The 16,284-nt window shown below is 70.5% G+C and carries 12 protein-coding genes; 5 read left to right on the forward strand and 7 right to left on the reverse strand.

Annotated features, from left to right (window positions below; all coding sequences use genetic code 11):
* Window positions 1-59: 59 nt before the first annotated feature.
* The 3 genes from ORV05_RS24660 to ORV05_RS24670 all read right to left on the reverse strand — a co-directional run bounded on the left by ORV05_RS24660 (window position 60) and on the right by ORV05_RS24670 (window position 1,848).
* Window positions 60-533, reverse strand: coding sequence for a DUF5130 family protein (locus ORV05_RS24660; protein ID WP_268754391.1), 474 nt, complete (start codon window positions 531-533; stop codon window positions 60-62).
* Window positions 520-759 carry an aa3-type cytochrome oxidase subunit CtaJ gene (gene ctaJ / locus ORV05_RS24665; RefSeq protein ID WP_144586100.1) on the reverse strand — a complete coding sequence of 80 codons (240 nt, stop codon included), beginning with the start codon at window positions 757-759 and terminating at the stop codon, window positions 520-522. The genes ORV05_RS24660 and ctaJ overlap by 14 nt, the downstream gene beginning before the upstream one ends.
* A gap of 660 nt (window positions 760-1,419) precedes the next feature.
* The gene (locus ORV05_RS24670) at window positions 1,420-1,848 is read right to left on the reverse strand and encodes an HNH endonuclease (protein ID WP_456062020.1); all 429 of its coding nucleotides are present in this window, start codon (window positions 1,846-1,848) and stop codon (window positions 1,420-1,422) included.
* A 433-nt stretch (window positions 1,849-2,281) separates the two neighbouring features.
* Between ORV05_RS24670 and ORV05_RS24675 the strand changes: the two genes are divergently transcribed.
* From ORV05_RS24675 to ORV05_RS24695, 5 genes are all read left to right on the forward strand, one after another.
* Window positions 2,282-3,271 carry a mechanosensitive ion channel family protein gene (locus ORV05_RS24675; RefSeq protein ID WP_144586098.1) on the forward strand — a complete coding sequence of 330 codons (990 nt, stop codon included), beginning with the start codon at window positions 2,282-2,284 and terminating at the stop codon, window positions 3,269-3,271.
* A gap of 13 nt (window positions 3,272-3,284) precedes the next feature.
* Window positions 3,285-3,674, forward strand: coding sequence for a globin (locus ORV05_RS24680; RefSeq protein WP_144586109.1), 390 nt, complete (start codon window positions 3,285-3,287; stop codon window positions 3,672-3,674).
* 356 nt (window positions 3,675-4,030) lie between these two features.
* A complete protein-coding gene (locus ORV05_RS24685; protein WP_268754393.1) occupies window positions 4,031-5,191 on the forward strand; it encodes a CDP-glycerol glycerophosphotransferase family protein in 1,161 nt (386 codons plus the stop codon).
* Window positions 5,188-5,913 carry a phosphocholine cytidylyltransferase family protein gene (locus tag ORV05_RS24690; RefSeq protein ID WP_144586096.1) on the forward strand — a complete coding sequence of 242 codons (726 nt, stop codon included), beginning with the start codon at window positions 5,188-5,190 and terminating at the stop codon, window positions 5,911-5,913. The genes ORV05_RS24685 and ORV05_RS24690 overlap by 4 nt, the downstream gene beginning before the upstream one ends.
* Before the next feature lie 40 nt (window positions 5,914-5,953).
* Window positions 5,954-6,733: a glycerophosphodiester phosphodiesterase gene (locus ORV05_RS24695; protein WP_268754394.1), complete on the forward strand. Its 780-nt coding sequence runs from the start codon at window positions 5,954-5,956 to the stop codon at window positions 6,731-6,733.
* Between the two features lie 60 nt (window positions 6,734-6,793).
* Here the strand turns inward: ORV05_RS24695 and ORV05_RS24700 are convergent, their stop codons facing one another.
* The 4 genes from ORV05_RS24700 to ORV05_RS24715 all read right to left on the reverse strand — a co-directional run bounded on the left by ORV05_RS24700 (window position 6,794) and on the right by ORV05_RS24715 (window position 16,241).
* Window positions 6,794-7,450: a hypothetical protein gene (locus ORV05_RS24700; protein ID WP_268754395.1), complete on the reverse strand. Its 657-nt coding sequence runs from the start codon at window positions 7,448-7,450 to the stop codon at window positions 6,794-6,796.
* Window positions 7,443-7,868 (reverse strand): acyl-CoA thioesterase, encoded by a 426-nt coding sequence (locus tag ORV05_RS24705; protein ID WP_268754397.1) that lies wholly within the window; start codon window positions 7,866-7,868, stop codon window positions 7,443-7,445. Before ORV05_RS24705 ends, ORV05_RS24700 begins: the two co-directional genes overlap by 8 nt.
* 4 nt (window positions 7,869-7,872) lie before the next feature.
* On the reverse strand, window positions 7,873-12,849 hold the full coding sequence (locus tag ORV05_RS24710) for an NAD-glutamate dehydrogenase (protein WP_268754398.1): 4,977 nt from the start codon (window positions 12,847-12,849) through the stop codon (window positions 7,873-7,875).
* Window positions 12,850-12,995: 146 nt separating this feature from the next.
* Window positions 12,996-16,241, reverse strand: coding sequence for a hypothetical protein (locus ORV05_RS24715; RefSeq protein ID WP_268754399.1), 3,246 nt, complete (start codon window positions 16,239-16,241; stop codon window positions 12,996-12,998).
* Window positions 16,242-16,284: the final 43 nt, after the last annotated feature.

The raw sequence follows: 16,284 nt of genomic DNA on the forward strand, positions 1-16,284 counted from the left end.
GAAGGGAGCTCCGGCGCACTGCCGGAGCTCCCTTCGCCGCGAAAGCCGAGAAACACGACCTACGCGTGGCCCGCCTGGTCGGAGAGCATGCGGAGGCCGGACACCAGGCCGCCGACGAGGTCGCCTTCCTTGAAGGAGGCGACCATGCTCATCACGGCCAGTTTCGCGCCGCGGTCGGGCAGGCGCGGGAGCACCTCGGTTCCGGTGACGACCTCGACCACGCGCTCGCCGGGGGACACGGCGATCAGCACCGAGTTGCCCGCGCGCTCACCGATGGAGGCGTGCAGCTTCTCGGCGGTCACCCGGGTGTCGCCGCCGAGCTCGCCGAGGTAGACGCTGAAGTCGATACCGGTCTCGCGGCTGGCCAGGGTCAGCGCCTCGTCCAGCCGGGCCAGCTGGCTGGTGCTGAATGGGCTGGACGGCGGAGCGGGCTCGTACATCTTGGCCACGGAGCGTCGTCCGGTAGCGGTAACCGCCACCCCGAACTCGGGCTCGGCCGACTCGACCTGCTGAATCACTTCACCAGCTGCCACGGGCACCTCCTGCTGCCGTTCCCGACGCGGTGCCGGAGTTGAGGGGCCGATGCGCCCCGATGCCTTCGGGGTTACCGCTCCACCACATGGGGGGGTACTCCCACGGCTGTCCCGGCCGGTACCTGGGGGTCCCGGTCAGCTTCGAGCGCAGCGTCACCAGGGCGGTCACCGCGTAGATCGCCGCCGGGATCACCGCGAAGACCAGGATCGTCTCACCGATGTTCACGCCCAAGAGAGTAGCGGGCGGGCCCGGCCGCCGCCGAGGGCGGCGAGCGAGGCGTGCGCCACGAAAAGTCCCGGTCCCCCGTGTGCCACGGGCCGGTTCCCGCGATGAGCCGAAGCCCCCTCGCGCGAAAGGTGGCAACGCACCGTACAGCCGGCCCCACTGAGCGCGATCAGCTTGTTCCGGGGGTGAGATCCTCGTAGTTTTTCACCTGTACGGGCCTTGCGCCCCGCTCCCCTTCCCAATCGGTAGGCAATTCCGCCCCTGGAGGCCAGGCAATGATCGTCTTGACCACCCCCGCTCAGAGCAACAGCAACTACACTCAGTCACTGATCGTGGCCCCCCTGGAGAGCCGCGGCACGCGGGTCACCCGCGGCACCCGCGTCACCAGGGGCACCCGGGTGACCGCCGGCACGCGGGTCACGCGGGGGACGAGGGTCACTCGCGGAACCCGCGTCACCGCCGGCACGCGCGTCACTCGGGGGACCCGGGTGACCAGGGGTACGCGCGTCACCTGCGGCACGCGCGTGACCGCCGCCTGAACCAGGAAGCACGAAAAAGGAAAACCGCCGCGCCACGGACGATCCCCGTGCGCGCGCAGCACAGACGACGACGTCGGCTCGCCCCGGCCGCCTCAGGCAGCCGGGGCGCCGGTGCCTACGCTCAGGCGGCCACGCCGAGGTAGGGCCGCCACAACGGATCCGCTTCCCCGGAGTGCACGAGCAGCCGCCAATGCGGGCCGTGCGGCGCCGTGGGCACCACCCTCAGCTGCCAGCCCAGTTCCGACAGCAACTTGTCCGCCTTGCGGTGGTTGCACTTCGCGCAGCAGGCCACACAGTTCTGCCAGCTGTGGGGGCCGCCGCGACTGCGCGGGATCACGTGGTCGATGGTTTCCGCCCGCCCCCCGCAGTAGGCGCAGCGGTACCGGTCCCGATGCATCAGCCCGGCGCGGGTGAGCGGCACCTGGGCCCGGTAGGGCACCCGCACGTAGGTCGACAACCGGATCACCGAGGGCACCGGCAACGACACCGTGGCCGCGTGCAGCGTGAGCCCCGCCGGATCGCCGTGCACGACCTCCGCCTTGCCGCACATCACCAGCACCACCGCCCTGCGCAGCGACAACGCCGTGAGCGGCTCGTAGGTGGCGTTGAGCAGGAGTACCCGCCGCCGTCCCCAGCCGGGGGCGGTGCCGGCCGCCGGATCCCGGCCTCTACGCTGTCCCGGCGGGCGGCCACCCCGGCCGCCGCCACGAGAAGGTGGCCCACTCGGATGGTGACCGCTGGGTACGGTCCCGCCCGGATAGGCGCACAGGACTACCTCCGGCGCCTGCCCGGCCACGATGTGGTCGGGGGCGCCGAGGGGGATCGGTTGTCGGTCTGGCACTCGACCACCTCCACCGGTGCAGCCTTAGTCGACCACAGATCACCCCGGAAATGCACCTGTGTTAGAAGACATGTCCTGTGACATGCGTCCGGCGGGTGAGTGAAGCCGGGCCATCCCGGCGAGAAAGGGGCACGGCGACCACGTGAGCCAGCTGCTGACCGATCCCCCCCAGTGCATCAACGAGGTGGGCACCTGGTGCTACCAGGTGTTCAAGGTGACGCACAACGAGTGGCTGGCCGCCTCCGCGGGCTGGCTGGTGGCCAAGCCCCTCAAGATCCTGCTCATCCTGCTCGTGGCGGTGCTGATCCGGATCGTGCTCCGGAAGCTGATCGACCGGGTCACCGCTCTGCCCTCCGGCAACGGCCGCAAGCTGCCCGCGCTGCTGCGACCCCTGCGGGAGCGCGCGCCGGAACTGCTCGGGCCGGTGGTGATCGAGCGCAGGCGCCAGCGGGCGAAGACGATCGGCTCGGTGCTGAAGTCGATGACCTCGTTCGTGGTGTTCGGGCTCGCGTTCATCCAGGTGCTCGGCGAGCTCGGCTACGACCTGGGCCCCATCCTCGCCTCCGCCGGGATCGTCGGCATCGCGCTCGGCTTCGGCGCCCAGAACCTGGTCAAGGACTTCCTGTCCGGGATCTTCATGATGCTCGAGGACCAGTACGGCGTCGGCGACGTGATCGACATCGGGGAGGCCAGCGGCACCGTCGAGTCGGTCGGCCTGCGCATCACCACCCTGCGGGACGTCAAGGGCACCGTCTGGTACGTCCGCAACGGCGAGGTGCTCCGCGTCGGCAACTCCAGCCAGGGCTTCGCCAACGCCGTGGTGGACGTGCCGCTGAGCTACACCACCGACGTGGACCGCGCCGTCGAGGTGCTCAGCGCGGCCGCCGTCACGGCCGTGGCCGCCGAACCGCTGTCCACGCAGGTGCTGGAACAGCCCGAGGTGCTGGGTGTGGAGAAGGTCACACCGGAGAGCATCGAGATCCGCATGACGGTGAAGGTCCGGCCGGGCAAACAGTGGATGGTGCAGCGTGCGTTGCGGGCGCGGATGATCGCCGCACTCGAGGAAGCCGGATTCGAACCGCCGCTCGGCCGCTTCCTCGGCCAGGGCAACGCGAGCAGCACGGCACAATAGGGGGGTGTCCGAGATGAACGGTCAGGATCCGCAGACCTTCTACGAGGCCGTCGGCGGTGAACCGACGTTCCGCAAGATCGTCGCGCGCTTCTACGCGGAGGTCGCCGCCGACGAGGTGCTGCGCCCCATGTACCCGGAGGCCGATCTCGGACCCGCGGAGGAACGGCTGCGGCTGTTCCTCATGCAGTACTGGGGAGGCCCGCACACCTACTCCGAGCGGCGAGGCCATCCGCGGCTGCGGATGCGGCACGCGCCGTTCAGCATCGGCCCGCTGGAACGGGACGCGTGGCTGCGTGCCATGCGCATCGCCGTCGACGAGGCCGACCTGCCGAAACCGCTCGAAGAACAGCTGTGGCAGTACCTGCAAATGGCCGCCGACAGCATGATCAACACCTGGGGCTGACCCGCGTCGCATCTTCCCGCGCCGATGCCCCGCCGCCGGGGTATCCGCACCGCGCGCCGCCCCGGCGTACCCCGGTCTTGACGCCGATGGCACCTCCCTGCTGAAATCTGCGGCTTACGCAGGTAAACGATGGGTTTCACCCTGGTGTCTAGGTCTTGTAGGCCGGGTGTCCCACCCCTGAAGATGGGGGCGCCTGGAATCTCCTCGCGCCTCACCGTGTCCAACCCCTTCACCCGCCTGGGAGCCGCCGCGTGGGCTTCTTGTTCACTCGCCACGCCAGAAAAACTCAAGATCCGCATCGGTTCCTGGACAGTCCCGACGGGCCGGTTCCCGACGGCTACACCCCGGGGGAAGCCGTGCCCGGTGAGATCGCGGTGTACTTCGCCGACGACCCGCGCAAGCTCTACCAGCTGCGTCAGTGGCTCCCGGTGTTCGAACGGCTCGACGCCGAGCAGCCGCTGGTGATCATCACGCGCCATCCCCGGACCTACGCCGAACTCGGCGAGCTCACCGGGCTGCGCCGCGTGCTGGCACCGTCCTTCCCCGACCTGCAGAACCTGTACGAGAGCAGCGACTTCAAGATCGCCGTGTACGTGAACAACTCCGTGCAGAACTTCCACTCGCTGCGGCAGCGCCGGATACTGCACATCCACGTCAACCACGGCGAGAGCGACAAGGTCTGCATGGTGTCCAACCAGGTGAAGGCCTACGACCGCGTCTTCGTCGCCGGCGAGGCCGCGATCCACCGCCACCGTGCCGCACTGATCGGGTTCGACGAAGACAAGCTGGTGCCGGTCGGCAGGCCGCAGCTGGACCTGTCCCCCGAGCCGCTGCTGCCGGTGACCGACCGCCACACGATCCTCTACGCGCCCACCTGGGAAGGCGAGAACGCGTCGAACAACTACACCTCGGTGGACGTGTTCGGTCCCGAGATCATGGCGGCGGCGCTCGCGGTGCCCGGCACCCGGGTGATCTACAAACCCCACCCCCGGGTGTCGATCAGCCCGCTGCCGAGCATGAAGGCCGCGCACCAGCGCATCGTCGGGCTGCTCGAATCCGCGGCGCAGCGCGACCCCGGCGCAGGCCACCGCTTCATCCCGTCCGGCGACATCCTCGCCGTGTTCGAGGGCTGCGACCTGATGATCACCGACGTCTCGTCGGTCGGCCTGGACTTCCTATACCGCCGCGTCAGCCGCCCCCTGGTGATCGCGGACCGGTACGACAACGCCACGCGCCTGCTCTCCGATGCCCCGATCAGCCGGTGCGCCGACGTCATCGCCCCCGGCACGGTCGCCGGCCTCACCACGACCCTGACCGAACGGCTGACCTCCGACCCGCACCGCACGGCGCGGGAAACCATGCGCAAGTTCTACTTCGGCGACCTGGCCCCCGGGGAAAGCACCCAGCGCTTCCTCGCCGCCATCGCCGAGGGGGCCGCCACCCGCGACCGCCTGCTCAGCCGCCTGGACGCGAGCCTCGCCGTCCTGCTCAACGAAACCACCGGGAGGTCAGCATGAGGAACGACGAACTGCAGGTCGTGATCCTGGCGGCGGGCATGGGCACCAGACTCGGCAGGCCGCTGCCCAAGCCGCTGACCCCGCTGGCCGACGGACGCAGCATCCTCCACCAGCAGCTCGGCAACCTGGCCGCCGCCTTCGGCGACCGCGTGAAGGTCACCGTCGTGGTCGGTTTCCGCCCGGACCAGATCATGGCCGCCGCCCCCGACGTCCGGTTCGCCTTCAACGAGCGCTACGAGCACACCAACACGAGCAAGAGCCTGCTCAAGGCGCTGCGCGGAACCTGCTCCGGCGGGGTGCTGTGGCTCAACGGCGACGTGGTGTTCGACCCCGAGCTGCTGCTCGAGATCGCGCCGGTGATCGCCCGGGACGAGACTTTCGTCTGCGTGAACACCGCCGCGGTGGGTGAGGAAGAGGTGAAATACACCGCAGACGTCGACGGATACGTGCACCGGCTGTCAAAATCGGTGATCGGCGGGCTCGGTGAGGCCGTCGGCATCAACTACATAGCGTCGGCGGACAAGCCGGCGCTGGTCAAGCACCTCGAGGCCTGTGACGACACCGACTACTTCGAACGCGGGATCGAGACCGCGATCGAGGCGGACGGACTGCGGGTGCGGGCGCTGGACATCTCCTCCTACTTCGTGGTGGAGGTGGACTTCGCCGGCGACCTCGAGCGTGCCAACGTGGAGGTGAGCAGGACCGTCACGTCCGCCGCGTGATGCCCCGCCGGGGCGCCGCGCAGCGGCGTCTCGGCGCGTTATGGACGGCAACAGAGTTTTCGGCCGGAGCCCCGTGCTCATCGGGCATCGGGGCTGCGGCCGGGGAACCGTCAACGGCCATCAGGAGAACACCCTCGGTTCCTTCCTCGCCGCGGTGGACGCCGGCGTCGACTGGGTCGAGGTGGACGTCCGGCGGACGTCCGACGATCAGCTCGTAGTCGTGCACAATCCCGCGGGGCCCGACGGGGTCTTCTACGCCGACATCACCGCGCGGGAGGCGGCAGCCCGGGGCGCGCTGCGGCTCGAGGCGCTGCTGGCGGCGCTCCCCGGCTCGGTAGGTGTCGACTTCGACGTGAAGACGTCGATGGAGGACGCCACCCGGGACAGGACGGGCACCACGATGGGGCGGCTGGCCTCCATCGCGGTCCGCGAGGCACGCCGCCGCGAAGTGCTGATCACTTCCTTCGACCCGGGTGCGCTCGACATCGCCCGGCAGCTCGCGCCCGGGGTGGCGCGGGGCCTGCTCACCTGGGTCGACTTCCCCATCGGGCACGCGGTCGCCGCGGCCGGGCACCTCGACGTGCAGGTGCTCGCGCCGCACTGGGGATCGCTGCGCCCGAACGACAAGGAACCGAAGGCGCTGCAACGGCCACTGGACTACGTGGTGGACCTGGTGCACGAGAGCGGGCGGGAGTTCCTCGCCTGGTGCCCGGGGCTCAAGTTCGCCCAGCGGCTGCTGGACGCCGGCGTGGACGCCCTGTGCGTCAACGACGTGCCGACGGTGGTGGCTTCCCTCCTGGCGGCACCAGCCACGGCGTAACCGCCACTCGGGGCCGCGAAGGGATTCCCTTCGCGGCCCCGGGCGTCGTGGCAGGAGCAGCTAGAACAACAAGGGCAGCAGAGCCTGGCGACGGCGAAGCACGGCGCCGTACCGGGCGTCCAGCCGAAGCCAGGAGGCCGTCGCGCTCACGCGCACCCTGTCGTCCGGAATCGACGAGTCGACAAATCCCATGCCGGACAGGGCGAACAGGCAGCGCATCGGGATCTTGACCTCGATCCCGTCCCCCGCCACGGTGAGCACGGTCTGGTCCATCAACGAGGCCGGTGGCGTGCCGTGCGGGCCGGCGTTCTCGCGGGCCAGCCGGACTCCCCGGTCGGTGAGCTCGCCGATCACGGAGGCAGGCACGGTGTCCACGACGCGCCACTCGCCGCCGGTGGGCAGTTCCCCCCGCCACAGCAGATCCCGCGGCGGCCCCGGATCCATCCGCTCACCCCCGGCCACGGTCAGCGCCGCCAGCAACTCGTTGCCGGAAACCGTCACGTCGCCCGGGCTGATCTCGCCGTGCACGGCGCGGGTCGCCAGCACATCGAACGGCGTCGCCACCCAGGCCTCCAGCACCCCGTCACCCCGGTTCCGCAGCCGGAGGGCGCACTGGCCGTCCAGCCGCACCGCGCGGGCCACGAAGGCGCCCAGCGTCTCGCGATCTGCCGGATCGGCCATGCGCAGTTCGGTCCCGGTGCTGGTGCGCTCACTCATCGGCGGTCTCCGTCAGCCTGGTGGCCAGAAAGGCCCGTTCGGCCTCCGTCAGGCGGCGCGGACGACCGGTGCTGAGCTCGTACGGAGCCAGCACGGTCTCGGCGGTCACCGAGGGCTTGCCTTCGGCCAGCGGTCCACTGTAGACGCGATAGTCCAGGGTCAGCGACGCGAATTTGAGCTCCCGCAAGAAGATTTCCACGCGGATCTCCTGACCGTCCACCACGATCGGGCTGTGGTAGTGCACGCCGAGCCGCACCACCACCATGCCCTTGGCAAACTCGGCCAGCCCGGCCCGGCCCGCCTCGTCGAACAGCAGCGGCACGCGGGCCTCTTCGAGCAACGTCACCAGATTCGCGTGGTTGACGTGCCCGAAGACATCCATGTCCGACCAGCGCGGCCGGACCATCGCCACATACACCCGCTCACCTCACCGTGCTACGCAACTGCCGCGCCGCGACCGACAGCGTCGCCAGGTCGAGACGGCCGGAACGGCCGATCTCGTCGAGCGCGACCCGCGCCCGAGCCAGCCGCGAGGCGTTCGCCTTCTCCCACTGCGCGATCTTCTCTTCCGGCGTGTCGTCGGAATCGCTGTGGCGCAGGGCATCCAGGGTGATCGCCCGCAGCGACGAGTAGACGTCGTCACGCAACGACAGCCGAGCGAGCGCGTGCCACCGGTTCCCGCGCTCCAGCGCGCTGATCGAGGTCAGCAACTGATCCACGTTCAGGTGTTCCGACAGCGCGTAGTACAGCTCCGCGGTCTCCTGCGGGCTGCGCTCCGCCGGGACCCGCGCCTCCCGCTCGGCCAGTTCAGTGACCTCGATGATGTCGAGCAGGCCGTAGGCGTTCAGCAGTGTCGCGACCCGGTTCGCCAGCTCGCGCGGCACCCCCTGCGCGGCCAGCCGGTCCGTCCGGTCCGCGACCTCCTCGGCTTCACGGCCCCGCAGCAGTGCGCTCACCTGCGGCACCAGTGCCGCGACCGTGCTGCCGAACCGGTTGATCTCGGCGCCGACCGCCAGCGGCTGCGGCCGGTTGCCGAGGAACCAGCGGGCGGCGCGGTCCAGCAGGCGCCGGGACTCCAGCAGCATCCCGTCCGCGACCTCGGTGCGCACCACCGTGTCCAGCCCGTCGATCGCCGACCACAGCGACGGCAGGTCGTAGACCCGGGCCACCACGGTGTAGGCGCGGATGGCGTCGGTAGCGGTCGCGTTCAGCTCCTCGGCGAGGCGGAACGCGTAGGAGACGCCCGCCCCGTCCACCACCTCGTTCACCAGCAGGGTGCTGATGATCTGCCGCCGCAGCGGATGCTCGGAGATCCGGTCGGGGAAACGCTCGCGCAACGGCAGCGGGAAGTACTCGGGCAACCGGCGCGCGAAGACCTCCGCGTCGGGCAGTTCGCTGGCCAGCAGCTCGTCCTTCAGAGTGAGCTTCACATGGGCCAGCACGGTCGCCAGTTCCGGCGAGGTGAGGCCCTTGCCCGCCTTCTCCAGCTGCCGGAACTGCGCCTGGCTCGGCAGCGCTTCCAGTTCCCGGTCGAGCGCACCGGCGTCCTCCAGCGCCGCCACCAGCCGCTCGTGCACCGAGATCATCTGGGGGGCGTGGGCCCGGCTCACCCCGAGCACCGCGTTCTGCCGGTAGTTGTCCCGCAGCACGAGTTCCCCGACCTCGTCGGTCATCTCGTGCAGCAGCGCGTTGCGCTGCTCCCGCTCCAGGCCGCCGGTGGTCACCAGGTGGTCCAGCAGGATCTTGATGTTGACCTCGTGGTCGGAGCAGTCCACCCCGGCGGAATTGTCCAGCGCATCGGTGTTGATCTTGCCGCCGTTGCGGGCGAACTCGATCCGGCCGCGCTGGGTGAGCCCCAGGTTGCCGCCCTCCCCGACCACCTTGACCCGCAGGTCCTTGCCGTTGACCCGCACCGCGTCGTTGGCCTTGTCACCGGCGTCCGCATGGGTCTCGTCCTGCGCCTTGACGTAGGTCCCGATCCCGCCATTCCACAGCAGATCGACCGGCGCGAGCAGAATCGCCCGGATCAGTTCCGCGGGCGAAAGCTTTTCCACGTCCTCGTCCAGCCCCAGCGCGCGGCGCACCTTCGGGGTGATCGGGATGGTCTTCGCGCCGCGCGAGTAGACGCCGCCACCCTCGCTGATCAGCGAGCGGTCGTAGTCCTCCCACGACGAGCGCGGCAGTTCGAACAGCCGCTTGCGCTCACGGAACGACGAGGCCGCGTCCGGATCGGGGTCGAGGAAGATGTGCAGGTGGTTGAAGGCGGCCACCAGCCGGATGTGCTCCGACAGCAGCAGCCCGTTGCCGAAGACGTCCCCGGCCATGTCGCCGATGCCGACCACGGTGAAGTCCTGGGCCTGGGTGTCCACCCCCAGCTCGCGGAAGTGCCGCTTCACACTCTCCCACGCGCCCTTGGCGGTGATGCCCATGGCCTTGTGGTCGTACCCGACGGAACCCCCCGAGGCGAACGCGTCGCCCAGCCAGAAGCCGTAGGAGGCCGACACCTCGTTGGCGATGTCGGAGAACGTCGCCGTGCCCTTGTCCGCCGCCACCACCAGGTAGCTGTCGTCGCCGTCATAACGCACCACGTCGCGGGCCGGGACCGTCTTGCCCTCGACGAGGTTGTCGGTGAGATCCAGCAGACCCGAGATGAACATGCGGTAGCAGGCGATGCCCTCGCTCAGTTGCGCGTCGCGGTCCACTCCGGGATCCCCGGTGGGGGCGGGCGGCCGCTTGACCACGAACCCGCCCTTCGCGCCCACCGGCACGATCACCGCGTTCTTCACCGCCTGGGCCTTCACCAGGCCCAGGATCTCGGTGCGGAAGTCTTCCCGCCGGTCCGACCAGCGCAGACCGCCTCGGGCGACCGCGCCGAAACGCAGGTGCACGCCCTCCACCCGCGGCGAGTACACGAAGATCTCGAACCGCGGCCGCGGCTCGGGCAGGTCCGGGATGGCCTGCGGGTCCAGCTTGAGCGCCAGGTACGGGCGCGGCCTGCCCTCGGCGTCGGTGACGCGGTAGTTCGTGCGCAGGGTGGCCCCGATCAGTGCCAGCAGCTGCCGCAGGATGCGGTCCTCGTCGAGGCTGGTGACCGCGTCGATCATCGTGGAGATGTCCGCGATGATCGCGTCGACCTGCAGGTCGTTTTCCGGATCGGTGGCGAGGTCGAAGCGGTGCTCGAACAGGCGCACCAGCGCCTTCGCGATGTCGGTGTGCGACAGGACCGAGTTCTGGATGTACTCCTGCGAATACGGCGTCCGGGCCTGGCGCAGGTACCGCGAGTAAGCCCGCAGCACCGCCGCCTGCCGCCAGGTCAGGCCCGCGCTCAGCACGAGCGCGTTGAACCCGTCCACCTCGCACTCGCCGCGCCACGCCGCCGCGAAGGCGTCCTGGAAACGCACCTGCAGATCGTGCTCGGCCTCCGCCGAGGACACCGCGAGCTCGTCCAGCCCGATCCTGAGCCCGAAGTCGTAGATCCAGGAGCGCATCCCGTCCTCGCGGCGCAGCTCGTAGGGCCGCTCGTCGACGACCTCGACTCCCATCCGCTGCAGTACCGGCAGCACCGCGGACAGCGTGACCCCCTCCCCCAGGAGGTAGAGCTTGAAGCGCCGCTCCCCCGGTTCGGCGCCGGAGGGCACGTAGAAGGACATCGCGAGATCCTGCTCGCTGGACAGCGACTCCAGGCGCCGCAGGTCGGCAAGCGCTTCCCCGGCGGTGAAATCTTCCTTGTACGCCTCGGGGAACACGCCCGAGTACCGCTGCCCGAGCTCGGTGGCCGACTCCTCGCCGAGCGGCCCCACGGGCCTGCCGTCCTCGTCGGTGCGCACCCGGCGTTCGGCCAGGATCGCCTCCACCATCAGGTCGTCCCAGCTGCGGACCGCTGCGTTGAGCCGCTCCTGGATGCGCAGGATGTCCGGCTGGATCCGGTTCGCCGGATCGGTGTGCACGATGAAGTGCACCTGTGCGAGCGCGGTTTCCCCGACCCGGGTGCCGTACTCCAGGTGGGTGCCGCTCAGCTCGGCGAGCAGCACCTCCTGCATGGCCAGGCGAGAGCGAGTGGTGTACCGGTCGCGCGGCAGGAACACCAGGCACGAGTAGAAACGCCCGTAGGGATCCCGGCGCAGGAACAACCGGAGCCGACGGCGGTCCGACAGCGTGATCGCACCGATCGCCGTGGCGAAAAGGGAATCACGGTCGGCGGAGAACAGGTCCGCCCGGGGCCAGTTCTGCAGCACCTCCAGCATCCGCTGCCCCGAGAACGACTCCATCGGATAACCGGCACGGTGGATCACGTCCCGCACCTTCCGCGACACCACCGGGATGTCGAGCACGTCCTCATGCAGCGCGCTCGTGGTGAACATGCCGAGGAAGCGGTGCTCCCCGCTGACGTTTCCGCGCTCGTCGAAGGTTTTCACGCCCACGTAGTACGGATAGACCGGACGGTGCACAGTGGACGGAGCGCTGGCCTGGGTCAGCACGAGCAGCGTCGGGGCGAGCGCGTGGGCCAGTGTGTCCGGACCGGCGGTGAGGCTGCGGGCCGCCAGGTTGTCGTGGCGCAGCACGCCCAGCCCGGAAGCCAGGGACGCGCGCAGGGCGAGGTCCTCGTCGCCCGGCTCGCCTTCGACGAGTTCGTATCGGCGGTAACCGAGGAAGGTGAAGTGCCCGTCGGCCAGCCACCGCAACAGGGCGCCGCCCTCGGCCACCTCCTCGGGGTCCACCGGCGGAGGCGTGGTTTCGAGGTCGGCCGCGACGTCGAGCGCGGCCTGCACCATCTTGTCGGTGTCCTCCACGACCTCCCGCACGTCACCGAGCACCGACGTCAGGTGCGTGTCGAGTTCCCGCGACCGGTTCGGGTCGGTGATGCGGTCGATCTCGACGTACATCCAGGACTCCGCGGCCGCCCCGGCCGGCGGCGTGGCCACGTCCGCGTTCGGGTGGATCTCCAGGAGTTTGCCCGTGATGTCCCGGCTGACCACCACGATGGGATGCACCAGCCGCTGCACCTGGACGCCGTCCCGGGCGAGCTTCGCGGTCACCGAGTCGACCAGGTAGGGCATGTCGTCGGTGACGATCTGCACGACCGTGGCCTCACGGGTCCAGCCGTCCTCGGCCGTGGTCGGGTTGAACAGGCGCACGGCGGGGCGGCCCGGGACGCGCTGCCCGGCGAACTGGCAGTGGGACCGCACGGCGCCCACGAGGTCCACCGGGTCGTCGCCGAGCACTTCTTCGGCCGGAAGGTGGCGGTAGTAGAGGCGGATGAGGTCGGCGATGTCCGGAGCGTGCCGTGCGGCGGCCTCGATCAACTCGTCCCGGATGTGTTCCGGGGTCGCCGATCGCTGCGGGGCGGTGTCTCGCCCTGTCGTCGCGCCGAAACGGGGGGAAACTCCTGTCGAGCTCATTTCAGGCCAACTCTCCACTGAGCCTTGATCACGCGCGATAGTGCCGGACAACCTCACCCTAGTGTGAGGCGTCCCCGGCCTGTTTCTAGTCCTGGGGACGCGTCCCGCCGCTCCAGGGCGGCGAGAGCGCCTCCTCGGATGCCAACCTAGCCATCCGTGCGGTGACGGCCGTCTCCGGTGACCCCGCCTCCGTTGCGACGATGCCCGTTCACCGGGCGGGGTTCGTCGCTCCCCTGGTTCCCCAGCCGTTTGACCAGCGCGGCGGCGCTGGCGGTGCCCGCCTGATGCTCGGCGAGTGCCCGCGCGAGCAGGTCGGCAAGGCCGGCATCCGGCGGCAGGTCGTCCTCGAAGGCGGACCGATCGGCCGAGAAGGGCCCGCCCAGCTCCCCATCTTCGATACGCGGTGCACTGGTGAACGGCGTCGCCGATGCCGCACTGAGCGCACTGTCGGTGTAGTCCTCGAACGGTTCGAGCGAGGGCGGCAGTTTCAGGCGCGGCAGCCAGTTGTCCGCTGTGGCCGGTGCTTTCTCATCCGGCGCTTCCCCATCCGCGGCCTTATCGCCGGGGGCGGCCTCCGGTTCCTCTCCGGACCGCTCGAGCAATGCCTCGATCGCGGTCTGCCCGTGCTTCTCTTTCGAGCCCTCTTCACTGCCGTCGCGGGCGTTCCCGGTTCCGGCCGTGTCGGGTTCACCGGCGCTACGACCGGGTGCTTCGCCGTTCGCGTCGGTGCTGTCGCGATCCTCGCCGCTCGGCCCGCCGGGCTCCCCGGGCACCCTCGATGCCCTCTGCGAAGCGGTTTGCCCGGCATCAACTCCGGCACCGGCTCCAGCGCCAGTCTCCGAACCCGCACCCTCTTCCCCGGCGCGGGCCTCCGATGCGGCACGCGGTACCCCGCCGGATTCGCCCGGTGCCTCGTCGAACCGTCCAACACCCCCGACGACAGCCGACACAGGCTCGACCGTCGCTTTGGAGCCCTCGGCCTGCGCCCGCGGCCCGGGCGCCACCGGCCGTTCCTGCGAGGCCCGCTCTTCGGGCTCACCGCCGGCACCGGCCGGTCCATGCCCATTCCGCTCCTCGGTGCCGTCCCGGTCCCGGGGCGGTTCGATACCCCCGGCCGGGCCCGCGCCGGCGGCTCGCCGCCGGCCGCCTCCGGAACCGGTGGAAATTCCGAGCCGGTCCAGCACCGATCGTGCCGCCACGGAACCGTGTTCGGCGTCGTGCCGGGTCTTCGCCCGCACCGCCTCGTCCCGCGACGGGCGAGGTTCGTCCTGATGCGGGTCGACTTCGGCCTTCCACATCGACATCGGCGGCACACGCGGAGCGGGTTCGTCCGCCGGCGCCGGTGCCAGCGGAGGATCCACCTCCGCCGTCGTCGTCATCAGCCGGACCGGCAGAGGCCTCACCACGGCCGGTGTCGTGTCGGCCCCGGAGGGGGTGCCCGATCGCTTGTCCTGCCGCGCGTCCCCGCTTTCCCGGGTGCCTTGCACCTCCCCCGAGTCCCGGTTGTCCCGGTCCCGGCCGTCCCGGGAGCGACGTGTGTTCCCGCCGTCCCCGCTGTCGGCCGCAGCCCCGGTGTCGGCCTCCCCAGCGTCGGCCTTGTAGCGACGTCCGGTCTCACCGCCCACCCGGTCCCGGTCCCCGGCAGTGTCCCCAGCAGTGTCCCCAGCAGTCTTCCCGGCGGCGCCTCCAGCGGCCCCCACAGTGACGCCGGTCTTGCTCTCGGCGTTGCTGCGGGCGCTGCCTTCGGTATTGCCGTCCCCGTCTTCATCGGGTTTGTACCGGCGGCCCCCGGTCCTGGGCCGTTCCGCGGCGACGTCCTCGTCCGGCCCTCGCCTCGGCAACCGGACGAGCGACTCGCCCTGCCCAGGCCCGGAACTTTCCCCGTCCTCACTGGTGATCTTGTAGCGGCGGCGCCTTTCACCGGGCTCGGCAGCACCGTCGTCACCGGCCACCGCCACCGGCCGTTCCGCCGCTACCGGCTCAGCTGCCCGGCTCGTGCCCGCTGCGGGCCTGCCACCCTCGAGTTCGGGCTCTCGATCCCCATGACCGGCCGCCGCGTCCTCTTTCGTCCTGTGCCCGTTGACAGGAGCGGGGTTGTCACGCCGTCGGCGTCCGCCACCGTCTTCGCCGTCCACACCGGCGTGGCTGCCCGGAACCACGGACTGGACGGCGGCCCGTATCCGCGCCGGCACCGGTTCCTCGGACGGTGCGAGTCCGGCAGGGGATGCCGCGGTCCCCGATTCCGCCCCCAGAATCTCGTCGAGGTCGACCGCGGCGTGGCCCGCCTGACCGAACTCCCCCGTGAGCAGTCCCGTGGCCTGGCCCCGCGCCCGGGCATGCAGGTGCTCACTCGCCCGGCTCTGGCGCAGGCACTCGAGCGCCTCGGACAGTCTCCCCGTCCGTTCTTCCACATGGGCCAGCTCGGTCCACAACCGGGCGGTGAGTGCATGCAGGCTGTGCCGCTCGGTGCTGTGGATCCCATCGCGCAACAGCCCCGCGGCGGCCTCCACCGAACCCGCGGGCAGGAGCACGCGGGTGGCCACGGCCATCCGGAGCCAGCCCAGCGGCGCGACCGAGGCGGCTCGCTCGGCCTCCTGCAGCACCGGCTCCGCGAGTTCGAGTGCGTTGGCCGCGTCACCCCGGTCGAGCAGCGAGCAGACCAACTGGAGAACCAGCCGGTTCCGCACCACGCCGCCGTCACCCTGTGGGTCGTCGAGTTGTTCGAGCAACCCGAGCCCGGTCCTCGCCGCGTCGGCGGCCCCCATCACGTCACCGTGCCGACGGCGATGGGCGGAGATCCCCACCCGCACCAGCGCCCGTGACAGCAGGCGAGTATCGCCGTCCAGGCTTTCGTCCGCTCCGCAGAGCCGGTCCGCTTCGGCAAGCGTCCGGTCCAGTTCGGCCTTGCGGCCGAACTGCGACAGGCAACCGACCAACTGGGTCAGCGCGGCCGCGCGCGCTGCTCCCGAGAACCCCTCGACGGCGAACACCGGCCGCAGCGAGGCGAGCGCGATCAGCGGCGAGCCCACGCTGCGGGCGCACACCGCAAGGTCGGTGCGCAACTCGGCCGCCAGGATCGTCTCGCCGAGGTCTTCCGCGGCACGCAGAGCGGCCACGGCCCGGCCCACCGTGCTGGCCCTGAGCCCGAGCCGCACTCGTGCGGACACCACGAGGCTTTCCGCTCGCACCCAGAGCTTGTCCAGCCCCGCCGCTTCGGCGAGCGAAGCGGCTCGCTCGCCGAAGATCATGCTCAGCTCCGGTGCCCGGAGGCGGAGCCCGGCAGCCCGCCGGAGCAGTTCCTCGATCGGGTAGGTCTCACCGATTCCCGCCGGACCCGGCTCGGCGGTGCGAGGTGCGGGCGGGCTGGGTCTGGTGTGCTTGATGGCTACCACTCACGACTCCGCTTCAGTGTCGGCTCAAGCGTGCTCGCACGAA

The sequence above is a fragment of the Amycolatopsis cynarae genome (assembly GCF_026802195.1).
In the GTDB taxonomy this organism is placed as follows: domain Bacteria; phylum Actinomycetota; class Actinomycetes; order Mycobacteriales; family Pseudonocardiaceae; genus Amycolatopsis_E; species Amycolatopsis_E rhizosphaerae.